A 17,935-nucleotide genomic window follows, 5' to 3' on the forward strand; every position below is an offset into this window, starting at 1 on the left:
CCCGATGTCGCCCGGTGCCTCCCCCTGCCCCGCACGATGGGCAGGGGGTGGCGCATGAGCGGGCAGGTACGGAACCGGCTGCCGGCCGGTGGCCGGATCGACCGGTCGGTGCTGGCGCTCAGCGTCGGCGGCGTACTGGCGGTGGTGGCGTGGGGCGTGCTGGCCCGCGACTCCCTGGCCGCTTTCGGCGAGTCCGGGCTGGCCTGGGTGATCGACACCTTCGGCTGGTTCTTCGTGGTCGCCGCCGACGCCTTCCTGGTGCTCGCGGTGGTCATCGCGGCGACGAGGTTCGGCCGGATCCGGCTCGGCGCCGACGACGACGAGCCGGAGTTCAGCACGCTGGCCTGGGTGGCCATGATGTTCAGCGCCGGGATGGGGATCGGCCTGGTCTTCTTCGCCGTCGCCGAACCCATCCAGCACTACGCGGCGCCCCCGCCGGCGACCGGCGTCGCACCGCAGACCGGCGCGGCCGGCGCCACGGCGATGCAGTACACCCTCTTCCACTGGACGCTGCACCCCTGGGGGATCTACGCGGTCGTGGCGCTCGCGCTGGCGTACTCGACCTTCCGTAAGGGCCGGGAGAACCGCATCTCGGCGGCCTTCCAACCCCTGCTCGGGCAGCGCGCCGACGGCGCGGCCGGCCGGGCGATCGACCTGCTGGCCGTCTTCGCCACCGTGTTCGGCTCGGCGACCAGCCTCGGCCTCGGCGCGCTCCAGGTCGCCGCCGGGCTCGACCTGGTGGCGGGGATTCCGGACACGACCACGGTGGAGCTGGTGGTGATCGGCGCGCTCACCCTGGCCTTCGTGATCTCCGCCTTCTCGGGACTGCACCGGGGCATCAAGTGGCTCTCCACCACCAACGTGCTGCTGGCGGTGCTGCTGATGCTCTTCGTCTTCGTGGTCGGGCCGACCATCTACACGCTGGAGGTCCTGCCGGCCTCGGTGGGCGACTACCTGAGCAACCTGGTCTTCATGTCCACCCGTACCGGCGCCTTCTCCGACCCGTCGTGGCTCGGCTCCTGGACGATCTTCTACTGGGCGTGGTGGATCTCCTGGGCGCCCTTCGTGGGCACCTTCATCGCCCGGATCTCCCGGGGCCGCACCGTCCGCCAGTTCCTCGTCGGCGTGCTGCTGGTGCCGAGCGGGGCCAGCGCGCTCTGGTTCGCGGTGCTGGGCGGCAGCGCGCTGCGCGCGCAGGCCACCGGCGCCCGGGACCTGGTGGCCGACGTCGGGGCGGGCACCGAGCAGGCGCTGTTCGGCCTGCTGGACGCGCTGCCGCTGGCGACGCTGACCAGCGTGCTGGCCATGGTGCTGATCGCGCTCTACTTCGTCACCAGCGCCGATTCGGCGTCGCTGGTGCTCGGCTCGCTGACGTCCCGGGGCGCCCTGCGCCCGCACCGCGTGCTGGTGGTGCTCTGGGGGGTGCTGATCGGCGCGGTCGCCGCCGTACTGCTGCTGGTGGGCGGGCTGGACGCGCTGCAACAGGCGACCATCCTCGTGGCCCTGCCGTTCGTCGTGGTGATGCTCGGCCTGGCCGTCGCGCTGGTCCGGGACATGGCCCGGGATCCGGCGGTGCACCCGCCGCCGCGGGTCCGCCGCTCCGGCCTGGCCGCGGCCGTGCGGGCCGCTCGGTCGTACGACGAGGAGGACCCGCCGCCGGTGCGCCGCTACCTGCGGCGCCCCCGCTGATCCGGCCCGGGCGGGCGGGACCGGTCCGGACGCCGGCGCGACCGCCGAGGTGGCGGCGGTCGCCGCCACACGCGGCGTCCCCCGACGGCGCGGCGTCGGTGCGGCAGGGCAGGATGTACGCCGAGGGGGTGGCGGACATGGCTGGGCGGATCCGGGACGAGGACATCGCGCTGGTCCGGGAGCGCAGCTCGATCGCCGACGTCATCTCCGAGACGGTGACGCTGAAGTCGGCCGGCGCCGGCAACCTCAAGGGGTTGTGCCCGTTCCACGACGAGAAGAGCCCGTCGTTCAACGTCTCGCCCGCCCGCAACGTCTGGTACTGCTTCGGCTGCGGCGCCGGCGGCGATGCGATCAAGTTCCTGATGGACGCCGAGCACCTCAGCTTCGTCGAGTCGGTCGAGCGGCTCGCCGACCGGGCCGGCATCCAGCTGCGTTACGTCGAGAACGACTCCGCCGCGCCGCGTCCGCGCCCGCAGCAGGGGCAGCGGCAGCGCCTCGTCGCCGCGCACGCCGCCGCCGTCGAGTTCTACCGCGCGCAGCTCACCACCGCCGGCGCGCGCCCGGCCCGCGAGTTCCTGGCGCGGCGCGGCTTCGACCGGGCCGCCGCCGAGCGCTACGGCTGCGGCTTCGCGCCCGACGCCTGGGACCTGCTCACCAAGCACCTGCGTCAGCAGGGCTTCACCCACGACGAGCTGGTCACCGGCGGGCTGTCCCGGCCGTCGCGCTCCGGCACGCTGATCGACCGGTTCCGCCGCCGCCTGATGTGGCCGATCCGCGACCTGGCCGGCGACGTCATCGGCTTCGGGGCGCGCAAGCTCTTCGACGACGACGACGGCCCGAAGTACCTGAACACCCCCGAGACCCCGATCTACAAGAAGTCGCACGTCCTCTACGGCATCGACCAGGCCAAGCGGGAGATCGCCAAGCAGGGCAAGGTGGTCGTGGTCGAGGGCTACACCGACGTGATGGCCTGCCACCTGGCCGGGGTCCCGACGGCCGTGGCGACCTGCGGCACGGCGTTCGGTGGGGACCACATCGGGGTGCTGCGCCGGCTGCTGATGGACACCGACGACGTGGCCGGCGAGATCATCTTCACGTTCGACGGGGACGCCGCCGGCCAGAAGGCCGCCCTGCGCGCGTTCGAGGACGACCAGCGCTTCGTCGGGCGTACGTTCATCGCGGTCAGCCCCGACAACATGGACCCGTGCGACCTGCGCCTGGCCAAGGGCGACCTGGCCGTCCGCGACCTGGTCGCCCGCCGCGAGCCGCTGGTCGACTTCGCGCTGCGGCACGTGATCAACCGCTTCGACCTCGACACCGTCGACGGCCGGGTGGAGGCGATGCGCCGGGCCGCCCCGCTGGTCGCCAAGCTCAAGGACCGGGAGAAGCGTCCGGAGTACGTGCGCAAGCTCGCCGGCGACCTCGGCATGGAGATCGAGCCGGTGCAGCGGGCCGTGCTCGCCGCCGCCTCGGCCGCGTCCGGCAGGGACGCCCCGCCCGCGCCCCGGCCCGCCCCGGCGGAGCCGGTCGTCGACAACCCGCAGTCGATGGTCGAGCGGGAGGCGCTGAAGCTCGCCCTCCAGGAGCCGGTGCTGGCCGGGCCGATGTTCGACGCGGTCGAGGCGTCGGAGTACCGGCACCCCGTGCACGTGGCGGTGCGGGCCGCCGTCGCGGCCGTCGGCGGCGCCGCCGCGGCGACCGGCGGCGCGGTCTGGATCGAGTCGGTCCGCGACGCGTGCGAGGACCTGGCCGCCCGCGCGCTCGTCGGCGAGCTGGCCGTGGAGCCGCTGCGCATCGACGGCGAGCCCGACCCGCGCTACGTCTCGATCACCATGGCCCGGGTGCAGTGGGGCTCCGTCACGAGCCGGATCAGGGACCTCAAGTCCCGGATCCAGCGGATCAACCCGGTCAACAACAAGGACGAGTACTTCGCCGCCTTCGGCGAGCTGCTGTCGCTGGAGCAGCACGCCCGGGCGTTGCGCGAGCAGGCCGCGGGAGGACTGTAGATGGGACTGTTCCGCCGCAAGCCGAAGCTGCCCCCGGCCGACCGTCCGCCGCTGGCCGCCGACGAGCGGGTGCTCGCCTGGGCCGCCGCCGGCAACGGCGAGGGCGACGGGGTGGTGGTCGCCAGCAACCAGGGGCTCTGGCTGCCCGGCCGGGCGCACCGGCTGGGCTGGCACGACGTCCTCAAGGCGGTCTGGTCCGGCCGGCAACTCACGGTGACGCCGGCCGAGCGGCTCGCCGAGCACGACGGCTACCTGGTGGTGGCCGACTGCCCGGCCGAGAGCCACCTGCTGCTCGACCCGGGCGAGCTGCCGCACCAGGTACGCCAGCGGGTCACCCGGTCGGTGGCGTACACGCGGCACCACCCGGTGCCCGGCGGCGCCGCCCGGGTCGCGGCGCGCCGGGTGCCGGGGGTGGACGGCCTCACCTGGACGGTCCGCCTCGACCCCGGCACCCCGACGGACGCGCCCGAGGTGCTCGCCGAGCTCGACCGCCTCGTGGCCGACGCCCGCGCCGCCACCGCGCCGGCGGACGTCTGAGCGGCGCGGTCACCCCCGCTGGTAGAACCGGGCCGCCCCGGGGTGCAGTGGGATCGGGTCGGTGCCCGAGGCGCTCTGCTGGGTGAAGTTGCCGGCCTCCGGGTGCACCTTGACCAGGTCGGCCTGGTAGGCGAAGAGCAGTCGGGTCAGGTCGTACGCCAGTTGGTCGGGCATGTCGGCGCTGACCAGGATGACGTTCGCCACCGTGACCGTCGGCGTGGCGCTCCTCGTCCGGTAGACCTCCTTCGGCAGCTCCGCCGTCGTGTACACCGACCCGTGGCGCGCGGTGAGCGGCTCCATCAGGTCGGCGATCGGCAGCAGCGCGTACTTGCCGGGCGCGCTGGCCAGCAGGTCGGCGATGCCCGGCGTGGGCAGGCCGCCGGAGAAGAACATCGCGTCGAGCGTGCCGGCCCGCATCCGCTTCACGGTCTCCGGCAGGGAGAGCGTGGCCCGGACGACGTCGCGGTCCGGATCGAGACCGGCGGCCGTCAGCAGCCGCCCGGCGATGATGTCCGTGCCGGACTTCGGCGAGCCGGTGGAGACCCGCTTGCCACGCAGCCCCGACAGCTTGGTGATCTTCGCGTTGGCGCGCACGATCACGTGGGTGTAGTTGCTGTAGACCCGGGCCAACGCCCGGACCTGCTGCGGCTGGCCCTCGAAGGCCCCGCGTCCGACCACGGCGTCCGCCGCCGTGTCGGCGAGGCTGAAGGCGAGTTCCATGTCGCCGCTGGCGAGCCGGTTGATGTTCTCCACCGACGCGCCCGTCGGCTCGGCCCGCGCCTCGTAGCCGGGCAGGTGGCGGCTGATCACGTCCGCGTAGCCGCCGCCGAGCTGGTAGTAGACGCCGGTGGTGTTGCCGGTGGCGAGGAAGATCCGGCCGCCGTGCCAGGGTTGCGGCCCCGCCTCGGCCGCGCCGCAACCGGCGGCGAGTACGGCCGTCAGCAGGGCCGCCAGCAGCCGGAACGAGCGTCCGATCACGCCCGGACCGCCGGCTCCAGGGCCTCCGCCACCCGCTGGACCAGCATGGCGGTCTCGTAGCCGATCTGACCGAGGTCGCAGCCGGGCGCGGCGAGCACCCCGACGAGCGCGCGCTCGCCGACCGCCATCACCAGCATCACCCCGCCGTCCATGTCGACGATCTGCTGGCGTACCCGGCCGGCCGACATCAGCCGGGCGGCGCCGACGGTCAGGCTGGCCAGGCCGCTGATCACGGCGGAGAGCTGGTCCACCTGGTCGGGCGCGAGGTGGGGCGAGGCCGCCAGCCGCAGCCCGTCGCCGGAGACCGCGAGGGCGTGCGACACGTCCGGCACCTGTTCGGCGAAGTTGGCCAGGAGCCAGTCCAGGCCGGCGCTCTCGGAAGGGGTCATGGGTTTCTCCTGGGGGGTGTCGTCTGGGTACGTCGGGTCGCGGCGGCGACTCCCTCCGCGAGCGAGGACAGCCGGGACCGTACGACCTCGGGGTCGAGCAGGTCACCCGCCGGCCGCACCGGCGGGGCCTCGTGCAGCGTGGCCGGAAGCTGCCCGCCCCGGGTACGGCGCGGCAGCCCGGCCCCGGTGAGCGGGGGCGACGCGGGCGGGGCCGACGCGGGACGGGGCGTGGTCGTCGCGCCACCCGGCCCGCCCGGGCGCGCACCCAGCACCGGGAGCGTGATCGTCGGCGCGTGGTGGACGCTGGCCAGGTCGGGCACGACCGCCGGACCGCCCGTACCGGTCCGGGGCCGGAACCAGGCGGTCTGTGCGGGCACGACCGGCGCGGGCGCGGGCGTACGCACCTCCCGGACGGGCGGCACCTGCGCGCGCACCTGCTGGGCGACCGGCGTACGCGCCTCCGGGGCGGAACGCGGGGCGACGTCCTCGATCCGGGTCAGCGCCGACTCCGGGATGTCCACCTGCGCGACGGTGCCCGCGCCGCTGTTGTGCAACTGCACCCGTACCCCGTGCCGGGCCGCCAGGTGGGCCACCACGTGCAGGCCCATGCTGCCGGCGGAGGCGCTGGAGAGCATCGCGGGGGAGAGCAGGCGCTCGTTGATCGCGGCGAGCCGGCTGTCGCTGATGCCGATGCCCTGGTCGTGTACGCGCAGCGTGAGGCCGTCGATCGTGCGCCGGCCGTCGACGTGCACCGGGGAGTTCGGCGGGGAGTAGACGGTGGCGTTCTCCAGCAGCTCGGCGAGGAGGTGGACCAGGTTGCCCACGGCGGCGCCGTGCACCGCGGCGGTCGGCACGTCGACCTCCACCCGGGGGTAGTCCTCGATCTCGGAGGCCGCTGCCCGGACCACGTCGGCGAGCAGGTGCGCGCCGTCGTGCGTACGGCCGGGCTCCCCGCCCGCGAGGACCAGGAGGTTCTCCCCGTTGCGCCGCATGCGGGCGGCGAGGTGGTCCAGCGCGAAGAGCCGGGCCAGCGCGTCCGGGTCGGTCTCCTCGCGTTCGAACTCGTCGAGCAGCCGCAGCTGCCGGGTGATCAGGGTACGGATGCGCCGGGCCAGGGCCTCGGCCATCCGGGTCACGTCCATCCGTACCTCGGCCTGTTCGCCGGCCAGGCGCAGGGCGGCCCGGTTCACCGTGTCGAAGGCCTGCGCGACCTGGGCGATCTCGTCGCGGCCCTGCCCGATGCCGGCGGTCAGCCGGGTGGCCGCGCCGTCGGTCGGCGCGCCGTCGCCGGCCGCGATGGCGGTGATCCGCTCGGGCAGTTCCCGGTTCGCCATGGTGAGCGCCGCGACCCGCAGCCGGCGCAGCCGGCGGCTGGTGCGGACGGCCAGCAGCACGGCCGCGGTCAACGACGCCAGCGCGACGGCGGTGGTCGCGCCGCCGGTGATCAGGGCCCGTAGCTGGGCTTCCCGGGCCAGCCCGGCGGCGTTGCGGTCGAGTTCCTCGGAGAGTTCCCGGCCGAGCAGGTTGTAGCGCCGGATGGCGCCGCTCTGGGCCACGTACCAGGCGTCGCCGTCGGTCTTCAGCCCGGCGGGCTCGGTCTCCACGTTGAGCGCGCTGTCGCGCATCCGGCGGGCGGTGGAGACGTCGGTGCCGGCGACCAGCCGGGTGTACGCGTCCGCCGCCGGCCGGCTGGCGATCCGGGAGAACTCGGCCTGCCGCTGCTCCTGCGCGCCCCGCAGCTGGCCGAGGCGGACCAGTTCGCCGTCCACCAGCGTGCCCCACACGAAGACGGTACGCAGCAGGTCGCGTTCCACGGCGGCGAGGTGCTCCTGGGCGGCGACCGCGGCGACCTCGCGCGCCCCGTTGGCCAACTCCCGGTCGCGCAGCTGGGCCGGCAGCGCGTCGGCGACGGCGAGCAGCGACTCGACCAGCGAGAGGTAGGTCGGGTCGACGGTGGTGCCGCCCAGCGCGGACCCGCGGGCTGTTTCGAGCCGGCCGAGCTGCGCGTCGGCGCCGTCGAGCACCTGGCGCAGGTCGGGGGCGGCACGGCGGGCGTCCCGGCTGGAGCCCCGGTACCGCTCGACGGATGCGTCGACCCGCCGGCGCTGCGCGTCGACGAGGGGCCGTCCGCTGCTGCCGCCCCGCTGGCGCAGGGCCGCCGTCTCGCCGAGTTCCCGTTCCAGCTCGTGCACCAGGCGAACGGTGGCCGTCGCGGTGCCGGCGAGCACCCGGGCGCGGTCCGCGTCGTCGGTGGCGGCCATGGCGATGGCGGTCTGGGTGGACCCCAGCACGACCAGACCGATCGTGGCCACCAGGATGGGCGCGAGCAGCTGGGTGCGTACCGACCACAGGCGGTCGGTGTGGTCGGCGGGCCGGTGGTGCCGGCGCACCCGGCCGGGGGTGGGGAGCGACACTCGTGCCCTCCGGGGTGGGGGTCGGGGGTGCCGGGCCCGGGCGCGAGGCCCGGACCCGGCACCGGGGATCAGCGTGTGCCGAGGTCCTGCAACGCCTTGTCCGCGCCGCGGTGCAGCGGTACGGGGTCGGTCTTGCGGGCGTTGTCCAGGCTGATGCCCTTGGCGGCCGGGTTCGCCTGCGCCAGGGCGTCCTTCTTGTCGAACACCGTCCGGGTGATCGCGCAGGCCACGTTCGCGTTGAGGTCCTTGCGGACCAGCAGCACGTTCGGCACCACGATGGTCGGGGTGTCCGCGGCGGTCTTGTAGATGTCCGCGCCGATGGTGCCGGCCTGGTACGCCGGGTTGAGCTCGGTCATCTTGGGCAGCAGCGGGGTGATGTCGATGAACTTCACCTTGTCCCCGGCGGTGGTGAACAGGTCGGTCAGGCCGCCCGTGGGCACCCCGCCCGACCAGAAGAGCCCGTCGACGCTGCCGTCCTTGACCCCCTCGACGCTCTTGGTGAGGTCGAGCCGCTGCGCCTGGACGTCCTTGGCGGGGTCGAGGCCGGCGGCCTCCATCAGCCGGTTGGCGATGACCTCGGTGCCGGACTTGGGGGAGCCGGTGGAGATCTTCTTGCCCTTCATGTCGGCGACCGAGTTGATCCCCGAGTCGGCCCGGACGACGACCTGCGTGTAGTTGTCGTAGATCCGGGCGAGCGCCTCGACCGGCTGCGGGGACGTGAAGCTGCCCTTGCCCTGCACCGCGTTGACCGCCGTGTCGAACAGCGAGAAGGCGACGTCGTACTGGCCGGCGACGAGCTGCTCGACGTTCTGCACCGAGGCGCCGGTCTCGGCGGCGGTGCCGGTCAGCTTGCCCTCGGTCGCCCCGGAGAGCTGACTGGCCAGCGCGTTGCCGACCACGTAGTAGACGCCGGTGGCGTTGCCGGTGGCGATGCCGACGCGGGTGCTGTCGGTGACCTTGCAGGTGACCTCACTGGCGGCGTCGTCCTTGGTCGCGCCGTCCTGACGGCCACCGCAACCGGCGGTGCCCGCCGCGACGAGGGCCAGGGCGCCAACCCCCGCGGCGAGCCGCACGTTGATCCGTCTCACTGTCTTTCCTCCCCATGGTTCACCGTTGGTACTGCTGACGGCCCGCCGTTCCGGCCGGCGGATCCGCGTCTGACGAGCACACCCGCCACCATGACGGCCGCCAGTACGGCGCCGATCGCGACGGGCACGGGTTCGAGCCAGAGCAGCGTCAGCCCGGCGAGCGCGCCGAGGATCCGCTCCGGCGTACCGGCGGGGCCGACGCCGGGCAGCCAGCCACCCGCCGCCACCGCCAGCACCGCGACGCTGAGGGCGGCGACCGTCGCGGCGACGGCGATCCGCTGCGCGCCCCCGATGCCGAGCAGCCCGAGGCCGGTCGGGGTGACCACGAAGGCGAGCGGGATGAGGTAGGCCGGCAGGGCGTACCGCAGGGTCTGCCACATGGTGGGCACCAGCCGGCCGCCGGTCACCGCGGCGGCGGCGACCGCGGCGAGCGCGGTCGGCGGGGACGCCTCGGACAGGACCGCGAAGTAGAAGACGAACATGGCGGCGGCGGGAGCGGTGACGCCCAGGTCCAGCAGGGCCGGGCCGATGATCACCCAGCCGATCACGAACGACGCGGTGACCGGCACGGCCAGCCCGAGCAGGGTGAGGGCGACGGCGGCGAACAGTGCGGTGAGCGCCAGCACCACGGCCGGCTCGGAGCTGACGGCCCGGGCGTTGTCGATGAGCAGCGCCGCAGCCTGGGGGCCGAGGCCGGTCTTGGTGGTGGTGGCGGTGATGATGCCCGCGGCGGCGCAGACCGCGCTGACCGCGAGCACCCCGCGCACCCCGGCGCTCAGCGCGGCGAGCAGGCGGGCCGGGGTGAGCCGGTGCCGACGGTCGAGGAAGGACAGCACGGCGGCCAGGATGGTGGCCAGCACCACGGCCTTCGTGGCGGAGAAGCCGACGGCGAGCAGCCCGACGATCGCGAAGAGCGAGAGGAAGTGGTAGCCGAAGCGGGCCAGCAGCCGGCCGGCGGAGGTCGTCTCGATCACCACCGGTCGCACGCCCGAACGCCGGGCGTCGATCTCGACCGAGAGGAGGATGCCGAGGTAGTAGAGCACGGTGGGGACGGTCGCCCAGCCGAGCACCTGGAGGTAGGACACGCCCAGGTACTCGGCGATGATGAAGGCCGCCGCGCCGAGGGTGGGCGGGGAGAGGATCGCCCCGACGCCGGCCGCGGCGAGCATGCCGCCCGCCCGCTCCGGCGGGTAGCCGGCCCGCCGCAGGACGGGCCAGGTGACCGCGCCGATGCTGACGGTGGTCGCCGCGCCGGAGCCCGAGACGGTGCCGAGCAGGAAGCCGGAGGCGACGGCGGTGCGCCCGGCCGCCGTCCGCGAGCGCCGGAAGGCGGCGGCGGAGAGCTCCACGAAGAACCGGCCGGCCCCCGAGAGGTCCAGCACCGCGCCGTAGATGGTGAACAGCACGATGTACGTCGCCGCGACGTCGAGCGGGGTGCCGTAGAAGCCGCTGTCGGAGTTGTAGAGGCCGTCGACGATCTGCCCGAAGTCGAGGCCCGCGTGGGCCACCTGCCAGGACTGGGGCAGCAGCCCGCCGTAGTAGCCGTAGGCGAGGAAGACCACGCAGACGGCCGGCAGGATCCAGCCGGTGGTGCGCCGGCACGCCTCCAGCAGCAGGAGCAGCACGACGGTGCCCATCGCCACGTCCAGGCCGACCAGCAGGCCCTGCCGGTCGAGGAAGGCGTCGTACCCGCCGCCGCCGGAGCCCAGGCCGACGGGCAGCACCGGGTAGAGGCAGGCGACCAGCGCCGCGCCGGCCAGGACCCAGTCCGGCAGGGTGGGGCCCCGGCGCCCGGGGCGCTCCGCCGGGACCGCGTCGCCCGGGGCGGTCGCGCCGGTGCGGCGCAGCCGCCGGGGCAGCCGCAGATCCGCGGGGTACGCCAGGAAGACCATCGGCAGGACGCCGGCCAGGAAGATGATCAGATAGAACTTGCTCCCCTGCGGCAGCGGATTGAACACCTGCCAGAGGGCGAGCAGCGCGATCGCCAATGTCGTTCCGGTGACCAGTACGCCGATCGGTCCGGAGAGTTCCCGCCCGGGCTTCTCGTCCTCGAACTGCGCGGCGAGTTCCCGCGGATCGGGTGCCGGGCCGTCGGGATCGACCCGATCGCCCGCCTCGGGCGGCAACGGGACCGGACCGCCGTCCGGGGTGGACCCGGTGCCCACGGTGGACGGCTGCGGGGCGGACTCGCCGGATGAACGCACTGGTGGCACGAGGGGGCACGATACGCGAATTACATACCCGGCGGAACATTGCTGATCGTGATTGCGGTCAGTAATAAATTCGGACCGCGATCACGCAGAGAGACCGCATTCGAGTGCGGAAATGCGGCAGGCCGTACGCCATATTTAGTAACAATGCGGCAAGCCGGCGGCGGTTTTGTATCCGATCCGTCCACTCTGGTCCGGTAGCCGCACGTGCCGGTCCCCACTTCGCCCCGCCGTCGCACGAGGATTGGTGCCGTACGGATCGATGACGCAGGGTAGTTTTCGTCGCTCTCCGTTGCCGGATGGGCCCTGACCAGGGCGCCTGTACCCCTATCGCCACGGCCCCACCCTTACCCCTACCGCCCGGCGACGGACCCGCCCGGAACCCGGTGGGGATGCCGCAGCCGTTTGGTGGGAGGTGTCGGAGCCGGAGGTTATGGTCGGGCGATGACGACGGCTCCACCACTCATCCAGGCGCGGGCGCTGGTGAAGCGGTTCGGCGACTTCACCGCCGTCGACGGCATCGACGTCGAGGTGCGGGCCGGCGAGGCGTTCGGCTTCCTCGGGCCCAATGGCGCCGGCAAGTCCTCGACCATGCGGATGATCGGGTGCACGTCCCCACCCAGCGGCGGCGAGCTGCGCATCCTCGGCAAGGATCCGGTGCGCGACGGGCCGGCGATCCGGGCCCGCCTCGGCGTCTGCCCCCAGCTCGACAACCTCGATCCCGAGCTGACCGTCCAGGAGAACCTCACCACCTACGCGCGCTACTTCGGCATCTCCCGCCGGGTGGTCCGGGCGCGGGCCGCCGAGCTGCTCGACTTCGTCCAGCTCACCGAGCGGGCCGACAGCAAGGTCGAGCCCCTCTCCGGCGGCATGAAGCGGCGCCTGACCATCGCCCGCGCGCTCGTCAACGAGCCCGAGATCGTCCTGCTCGACGAGCCGACGACGGGCCTCGACCCGCAGGCCCGGCACCTGGTCTGGGAGCGGCTGTTCCGGCTCAAGCAGCAGGGCGTCACGCTTGTCCTCACCACGCACTACATGGACGAGGCGGAGCAGCTCTGCGACCGCCTGGTCGTCATGGACGGCGGGCGGATCGTCGCCGAGGGCTCCCCCCGGGCGCTCATCGACAGGCACTCCACCCGGGAGGTGGTCGAGCTGCGGTTCGCCGCCGAGTCCCAGGAGGCGTTCGCCGGCAAGCTCGACGGCCTGGGCGAGCGCGTCGAGGTGCTGCCCGACCGGATCCTGCTCTACGTGCCCGACGGAGACGCGGCCGTCGCCGAGGTCGGCGAGCGGGGGCTGCACCCGGCCAACGTACTGGTCCGGCGCAGCAGCCTGGAGGACGTCTTCCTCCACCTCACCGGCCGCACCCTGGTCGACTGACGGTGCGGTGGCACCGGCCGTTACGTAGCATCGGCGGGCCGGCGGCACGTCGCCCGCCCGGCGACGCACACGGGGGTGTCATGTCGAGGTTGGAGTTCCAGTCGCGCCGCCAGGCCGGGCTCGCCGCGCTCTATCTGGGCGTGTTCGCGACCATCTGGTTCAGCGTGCCGGCCGCCGAACAGCCGCTTCGCGCCGTGCTGGTGGTCGCGAGCGGGGCGGCGCTGGTCACGGCGGTGGTCGGGGCCGTCGTCGTGGCCCGCAGCCGGGCAACCGCCGCGGACGTCGCCCGGGACCGTGCCGCCGACCGTCGTTACCTGCTGATCGTCCTCGCCGAGTTCGCCGCCGCCGGGCTGGGTGCCGTCCTGCTCGCCCTCGTCGGGTGGTCGGAGTTCATCCCGGTGCTGATCTGCGCCGTGGTGGGGCTGCACTTCTTCCCCCTCGTGCCGGTGCTGCGCGACCCGGTGCTGTGGCTGCTCGGCGCGGCGATGTGCGTCGTCGCGCTGGCCGGGCTGGTCAGCGCGCTCGCCACGGCGGTGTCGGCGGGGCTCGTGGTGGGCACGGGCGCCGGCCTGCTGCTGCTCGCCTACGCGGTGCTGGTGCTGCTGCGCGCGGCCCGGCAGCCCTGACGGGGCGACGGAGTCGCCGGCCTGTCGTACCCGCGAGGTAGGAAGGCCGTGGTGGACGCGGAGCGAGACGGGGGTGGTCGCGTGAGCGTGGCGCAGTCGGCGCGGGAACGGGCGCGCCCGAGGTTGCCGCGGGTGCCGGCGCTGGCGGTGCTGGCGCACCATCTCGTCGGCTACCGGCGCACCTGGCGGGCCGGGCTGTTCTCGTCGTTCCTGCTACCGGTGCTGACCGTCCTCGGCTTCGGCGTCGGCGTCGGCGCCTACGTCGACCAGGGCATCGACAGGGTGAGCTACCTCGACTGGATCGTGCCCGGCCTGATCGCGTCGACGGCGTTGCAGACGGCCGTCAACGAGTCGACGTGGCCCGTGTTCGGCAACTTCCAGTGGGTCAAGACCTACTTCGCGCAGAGCGCGGCGCCGCTGCGGGTGGGCGACATCCTCGGCGGGCACCTGGCCTTCGTGGTGTTCCGGGTGGTCACCACCGTCGCGGCGTTCCTGCTGGTGACGGCCCTGCTCGGGGCGCTGCGCTCGCCGTGGGCGCTCGTCGCGCTGCCGGTGACGGCGCTGCTCGGGCTGGCGGTCGCCGCGCCGACCTTCGCGTACGCGTCGGTGATCTCCGTCGACAGTTGGCTCGCGATGCTGCTCCGCTTCGCGGTGATCCCGATGACGCTCTTCGCCGGCGTGTTCTTCCCCGTCGAGTCGCTGCCCCTGGCGCTGCGCTGGTTGGCGTACGCGACTCCGCTCTGGCACGGCGTCGACCTGTGCCGGGCGGCGGCGCTCGGCGTCGCCCCGCAGTGGTCGGTCGTCGGCCACCTGCTCTACCTCGCGGCCTGGGCGGTCGGCGGCTGGCTGCTGGCCCGGCACGCGTTCCGTCGCAGGCTGGTCGTCTAGGAGGGTGGCAGTGGTCGGTCTCGTCCTGCCCAGGCTGGTCGCCGTCTCCGCCGCGTCCCGCCGCTCGGTCTCCGTGGCCGAGCGCAACGTCGCGGCCCTGAAGGCCGTCTACTGGCTGCTGCTCGTCTCCGGGTTCGTGGAGCCGCTGCTCTACCTGCTCTCCATCGGTGTCGGGGTCGGCAGGCTGGTCGGCGACCTCACCCTGCCGGGCGGCGAGGTCGTCACCTACGCGGCGTTCGTCGCGCCGGCCATGCTCGCGTCGTCGGCCATGTCCGGCGCGCTGTCGGAGACGACCTTCAACTTCTTCGGCAAGATGAAGCAGATGAAGCTGTACGACGGGGTGATCGCCACCCCGGTGCAGCCGTTCGAGATCGCGCTGGGGGAGCTGCTCTGGGCGATGCTGCGCGGCAGCGCATACTCGGCCGCCTTCCTGGTGGTGATGGTGGTGATGGACCTGACCACCGCCGCTCGGGCGCTGGTCGCCTTCCCGGCGGCCGTGCTGGTCGGCTTCGCGTTCGGCGCGCTGGGCATGGCGATCACCACCTTCATGCGCAGCTGGCACGACTTCGACCTGATGTCGGCGGCCCAGTTCACCCTCTTCCTCTTCTCCGGCACGTTCGTCCCCGCCGAGTCCTACCCGGCCGCGCTGCGCTGGGCGGTCGAGGTGACGCCGCTCTACCGCGCGGTGCACCTGATCCGCGGCGTCTCGGTGGGCGCGGCCGGCTGGGAGTGGGTGCTCGACGTACTCTACCTGCTCGTGGCGGTGGCCCTCGGGCTGCTGATCGCCTCGCGGCGGATGGGCAGGTTGCTCTACGGCTAGGGGTTAACGGCGGCGGCTGCCTGGGCATGTCGAGGGGACTGACGCCGAGCACGAGGAGGGGCGATGGCCTCCGACGAGTCTTCCGCCCGCAGCGGGCGCGACCGCGACGATTCCGGGGCGGTGGCCGCCGGCCGGATGGCCGACCGCCGGACGGGCCACCCCGACCGGGGGTCCGACGCGCGTACCGAGCGAGACCGCCCGGGGCGCGGCCCGGTCGGGCCCGACGAGGGTCCCGACAGCCCGGCCGAGCTGCCGGGCGCCGGGTGGAAGGCCGCGCTGCGTCGCACCGCACGGGAGTTCCAGGACGACAGTCTGACCGACTGGGCGGCGGCCCTGACGTACTACGGCGTACTCTCCATCTTCCCCGGCCTGTTGGTGCTGGTGTCGATCCTCGGCCTGCTCGGTCCGCGGGCGACGCAGGGCGTCAAGGACACCGTCAACCAGGCGGTCCCGCAGGGCGAGATCCGGCAGATCGTCGAGGGGGCGATCGACCAGGCGCAGCAGAGCGGCGGTTTCGCCGGTTTCGCCGCGATCCTGGGTCTGCTGGCCGCCTTCTGGTCGGCGTCGGGTTACGTCGCCGCGTTCATGCGCGCCTCCAACACCATCTACGACGTGCCGGAGGGGCGCCCGATCTGGAAGACCCTGCCGATCCGCGTCGGGGTGACCGCGGTGATCGGTGTGATGCTGCTGGCCAGCGCCGTGATCGTGGTCTTCACCGGCGGCCTCGCCGAGCAGGTGGGGGAGGCGATCGGGCTGGGCTCGACGGCGGTGACCGTGTGGAACATCGCCAAGTGGCCGGTGCTGCTGCTCCTGGTGAGCCTGATGTTCGCGATCCTCTACTGGGCGTCGCCGAACGCGCGACACGGTGGCTTCCGCTGGGTCAGCCCCGGTGGCGTACTGGCCGTGGTGATCTGGCTGGTGATCTCGGGCCTGTTCGCGCTCTACGTCAGCAACTTCGGCTCGTACAACAAGACGTACGGGGCGCTCGCCGGTGTGATCATCTTCCTGATCTGGCTGTGGCTGAGCAACATCGCGATCCTGCTCGGCGCGGAGTTCGACGCCGAGTTGGAGCGCAGCCGCGCCATCGAGGCGGGCCACTCGCCGGAGAAGGAGCCGTACGTCGAGCTGCGCGACGACCGCAAGCTCAAGAAGAAGCGCAACGCCGCCAACCGCAGCTGACCCTCCGCCCGCAACCGCAACTGCACCCGTCTTCCCGCCGCCCCGCCACCAGTCCGGTGCCGGGGCGGTGGCACGTCCCGCGCCGGCGCGCACGTGTCCGCCCGCCCGCCTCTTGGGCGCACGTGTCCGCCCGCCCGCCTCTTGGACGCGCCCGCCTCTTGGACGCGCCCGCCTCTTGGCGCGTGCCGCCTGCCTCCGCAGGGGTGAGCGCCCCGGTGATCAGGACGTGGTGGACGTCATCCGCCGGCTTTGAGGTACATGGCGTCCTGATCACCGGCGGCTGGGAACGCGGTAGCGCAGCGGCTGGGCTGCGGCAGCACCCTCGGCCGGGTCTCGGCGTTCGTGGATCGCCTCGTGGTGCGCGGTGGGGGCCGCTTTTCTTGATCCACCCGAAGCTTTTGCTCGTAGGGACAAAAGTTCGCGCCAAATCGGCCGAAGCTCTGGACACGTGACACGGAACACTCCTACTGTGTCGGGCACGACACCTCGGCAGTACGTCGATGTGCACGAGCCCGCGAAGAGGTGAGTCCGGTGCGGACGGTCGACCCCCTGCACGTACGGCTGCTGCGCCTGCTCCGTGACGAGGGTGCGGTGTCCCGGGCCGAGCTGGGCGACCGGCTTCAGATGCCCCGTCCCCGGTTGCTGGCGGAGCTGGAACGGCTCGTCGGCCTCGGCTACGTGGCCGAGGCGGGGCTGGCTGCCTCCCGGGGCGGCCGCCGCTCCACCCTCGTCGAGCTGAGCCCGCGCCTGCGCTTCGCCGCCGTCGACCTCGGCGCCAGCTCCATCGACGTCGAGGTGGTCAACGGTCGGCTGGAGCCGGTCGCCGCGTACGCCGAGGCGGCCGACATCCGCACCGGCCCGAAGGTGATCCTCCAGCGGGTCAACGAGCTGCTGCACAAGGCCCGGGTGGACGGCGCCTACGAGCGGCTCGACGCCGTCGGCATCGGCGTGCCCGGCCCGGTCAGCTTCCGCGACGGCGTGCCGGTCTCCCCGCCGATCATGCCGGGGTGGGACCGGTTCCCGGTGCGCGAGCTGCTCACCCGTGAGCACGGCTGCCCGGCGGTCGTCGACAACGACGTCAACATCATGGCGATCGGGGAGCGGCACGGCGGGGTCGCGCACTCCGTGGACGACTTCCTCTTCGTGAAGATCGGCACCGGAATAGGGTGCGGGATCTACCTCAGCGGCGAGGTCTACCGGGGCACCGACGGCTGTGCCGGCGACATCGGCCACATCCAGGTCGACGCGCACGGCCCGATGTGCTCCTGCGGCAACGTCGGCTGCCTCGAAGCGCTGTTCAGCGGGGCCGCGCTGGCCAAGGACGCGACCGCCGCCGCGCGCAGCGGCGCCTCGCCCGCGCTGGCCGAACGGCTGGCCGCGCGCGGCGCGGTGACCGCCCTGGACGTCGCCGGGGGTGCGATCGAGGGGGACGTGACCTGCATCCGGCTGATCCGCGACGGGGGTCGGCGGGTCGGTGGGGTCCTGGCCGGGCTGGTCAGCTTCACCAACCCGTCGATGATCGTGATCGGTGGCGGGCTCGCCCAGCTCGGGCACATCCTCCTCGCCGAGATCCGCAGCGTGGTCTACCGCCGGTCGCTGCCGCTGGCCACCGGCAACCTGCCCGTCGTGCTGTCCGAACTCGGCCCACGCGCCGGCGTGGCCGGCGCGGCCGTGCTCGCCAGCGACGTCGCCTTCGGGGAGGCATCGTGAGCGCGAGGAGTGAGCCGGGTCTGC

14 protein-coding genes are annotated in these 17,935 nt (G+C 73.4%); 9 read left to right on the forward strand and 5 right to left on the reverse strand.

Going from position 1 to position 17,935, the window contains the following annotated elements; translation table 11 throughout:
* The first annotated feature begins 54 nt into the window (after positions 1 to 54).
* The 3 genes from GA0070610_RS04960 to GA0070610_RS04970 all read left to right on the forward strand — a co-directional run bounded on the left by GA0070610_RS04960 (position 55) and on the right by GA0070610_RS04970 (position 4,232).
* The gene (locus tag GA0070610_RS04960) at positions 55 to 1,689 is read left to right on the forward strand and encodes a BCCT family transporter (RefSeq protein WP_088998929.1); all 1,635 of its coding nucleotides are present in this window, start codon (positions 55 to 57) and stop codon (positions 1,687 to 1,689) included.
* 113 nt (positions 1,690 to 1,802) lie between these two features.
* On the forward strand, positions 1,803 to 3,695 hold the full coding sequence (dnaG, locus tag GA0070610_RS04965; RefSeq protein ID WP_088998930.1) for a DNA primase: 1,893 nt from the start codon (positions 1,803 to 1,805) through the stop codon (positions 3,693 to 3,695).
* The gene (locus GA0070610_RS04970; protein WP_088998931.1) at positions 3,696 to 4,232 is read left to right on the forward strand and encodes a hypothetical protein; all 537 of its coding nucleotides are present in this window, start codon (positions 3,696 to 3,698) and stop codon (positions 4,230 to 4,232) included.
* 9 nt (positions 4,233 to 4,241) lie between these two features.
* Here GA0070610_RS04970 and GA0070610_RS04975 read toward each other — a convergent pair whose 3' ends face one another.
* The 5 genes from GA0070610_RS04975 to GA0070610_RS04995 form a co-directional block, all read right to left on the reverse strand.
* Positions 4,242 to 5,210, reverse strand: a complete 969-nt coding sequence (locus GA0070610_RS04975) for a TAXI family TRAP transporter solute-binding subunit (protein ID WP_088998932.1) — start codon at positions 5,208 to 5,210, stop codon at positions 4,242 to 4,244.
* On the reverse strand, positions 5,207 to 5,599 hold the full coding sequence (locus GA0070610_RS04980) for a roadblock/LC7 domain-containing protein (protein ID WP_088998933.1): 393 nt from the start codon (positions 5,597 to 5,599) through the stop codon (positions 5,207 to 5,209). Before GA0070610_RS04980 ends, GA0070610_RS04975 begins: the two co-directional genes overlap by 4 nt.
* On the reverse strand, positions 5,596 to 8,013 hold the full coding sequence (locus GA0070610_RS04985; protein ID WP_088998934.1) for a sensor histidine kinase: 2,418 nt from the start codon (positions 8,011 to 8,013) through the stop codon (positions 5,596 to 5,598). Before GA0070610_RS04985 ends, GA0070610_RS04980 begins: the two co-directional genes overlap by 4 nt.
* A gap of 68 nt (positions 8,014 to 8,081) precedes the next feature.
* Positions 8,082 to 9,101, reverse strand: coding sequence for a TAXI family TRAP transporter solute-binding subunit (locus GA0070610_RS04990; RefSeq protein ID WP_088998935.1), 1,020 nt, complete (start codon positions 9,099 to 9,101; stop codon positions 8,082 to 8,084).
* Complete coding sequence (locus GA0070610_RS04995) at positions 9,098 to 11,305, reverse strand: TRAP transporter permease (protein WP_392567313.1); 2,208 nt, start codon at positions 11,303 to 11,305, stop codon at positions 9,098 to 9,100. Before GA0070610_RS04995 ends, GA0070610_RS04990 begins: the two co-directional genes overlap by 4 nt.
* A gap of 450 nt (positions 11,306 to 11,755) precedes the next feature.
* On the opposite strand from GA0070610_RS04995, the gene GA0070610_RS05000 reads away from it, so the two are divergent.
* The 6 genes from GA0070610_RS05000 (at position 11,756) to GA0070610_RS05025 (ending at position 17,911) form a co-directional block, all read left to right on the forward strand.
* Positions 11,756 to 12,688, forward strand: a complete 933-nt coding sequence (locus GA0070610_RS05000; protein ID WP_088998936.1) for an ABC transporter ATP-binding protein — start codon at positions 11,756 to 11,758, stop codon at positions 12,686 to 12,688.
* 80 nt (positions 12,689 to 12,768) lie between these two features.
* Positions 12,769 to 13,314, forward strand: a complete 546-nt coding sequence (locus GA0070610_RS05005; RefSeq protein WP_157747031.1) for a hypothetical protein — start codon at positions 12,769 to 12,771, stop codon at positions 13,312 to 13,314.
* 87 nt (positions 13,315 to 13,401) lie between these two features.
* Positions 13,402 to 14,202, forward strand: coding sequence for an ABC transporter permease (locus GA0070610_RS05010; protein WP_089003277.1), 801 nt, complete (start codon positions 13,402 to 13,404; stop codon positions 14,200 to 14,202).
* A 10-nt stretch (positions 14,203 to 14,212) separates the two neighbouring features.
* Positions 14,213 to 15,022, forward strand: coding sequence for an ABC transporter permease (locus GA0070610_RS05015; protein WP_088998938.1), 810 nt, complete (start codon positions 14,213 to 14,215; stop codon positions 15,020 to 15,022).
* Positions 15,023 to 15,157: 135 nt separating this feature from the next.
* Entirely contained in the window at positions 15,158 to 16,201 is a 1,044-nt protein-coding gene (locus GA0070610_RS05020) for a YihY/virulence factor BrkB family protein (RefSeq protein ID WP_089003278.1), read from the forward strand.
* Between the two features lie 531 nt (positions 16,202 to 16,732).
* Positions 16,733 to 17,911: an ROK family protein gene (locus GA0070610_RS05025; protein WP_088998939.1), complete on the forward strand. Its 1,179-nt coding sequence runs from the start codon at positions 16,733 to 16,735 to the stop codon at positions 17,909 to 17,911.
* Positions 17,912 to 17,935 lie beyond the last annotated feature (24 nt).

This window comes from Micromonospora echinofusca (assembly GCF_900091445.1).
In the GTDB taxonomy this organism is placed as follows: domain Bacteria; phylum Actinomycetota; class Actinomycetes; order Mycobacteriales; family Micromonosporaceae; genus Micromonospora; species Micromonospora echinofusca.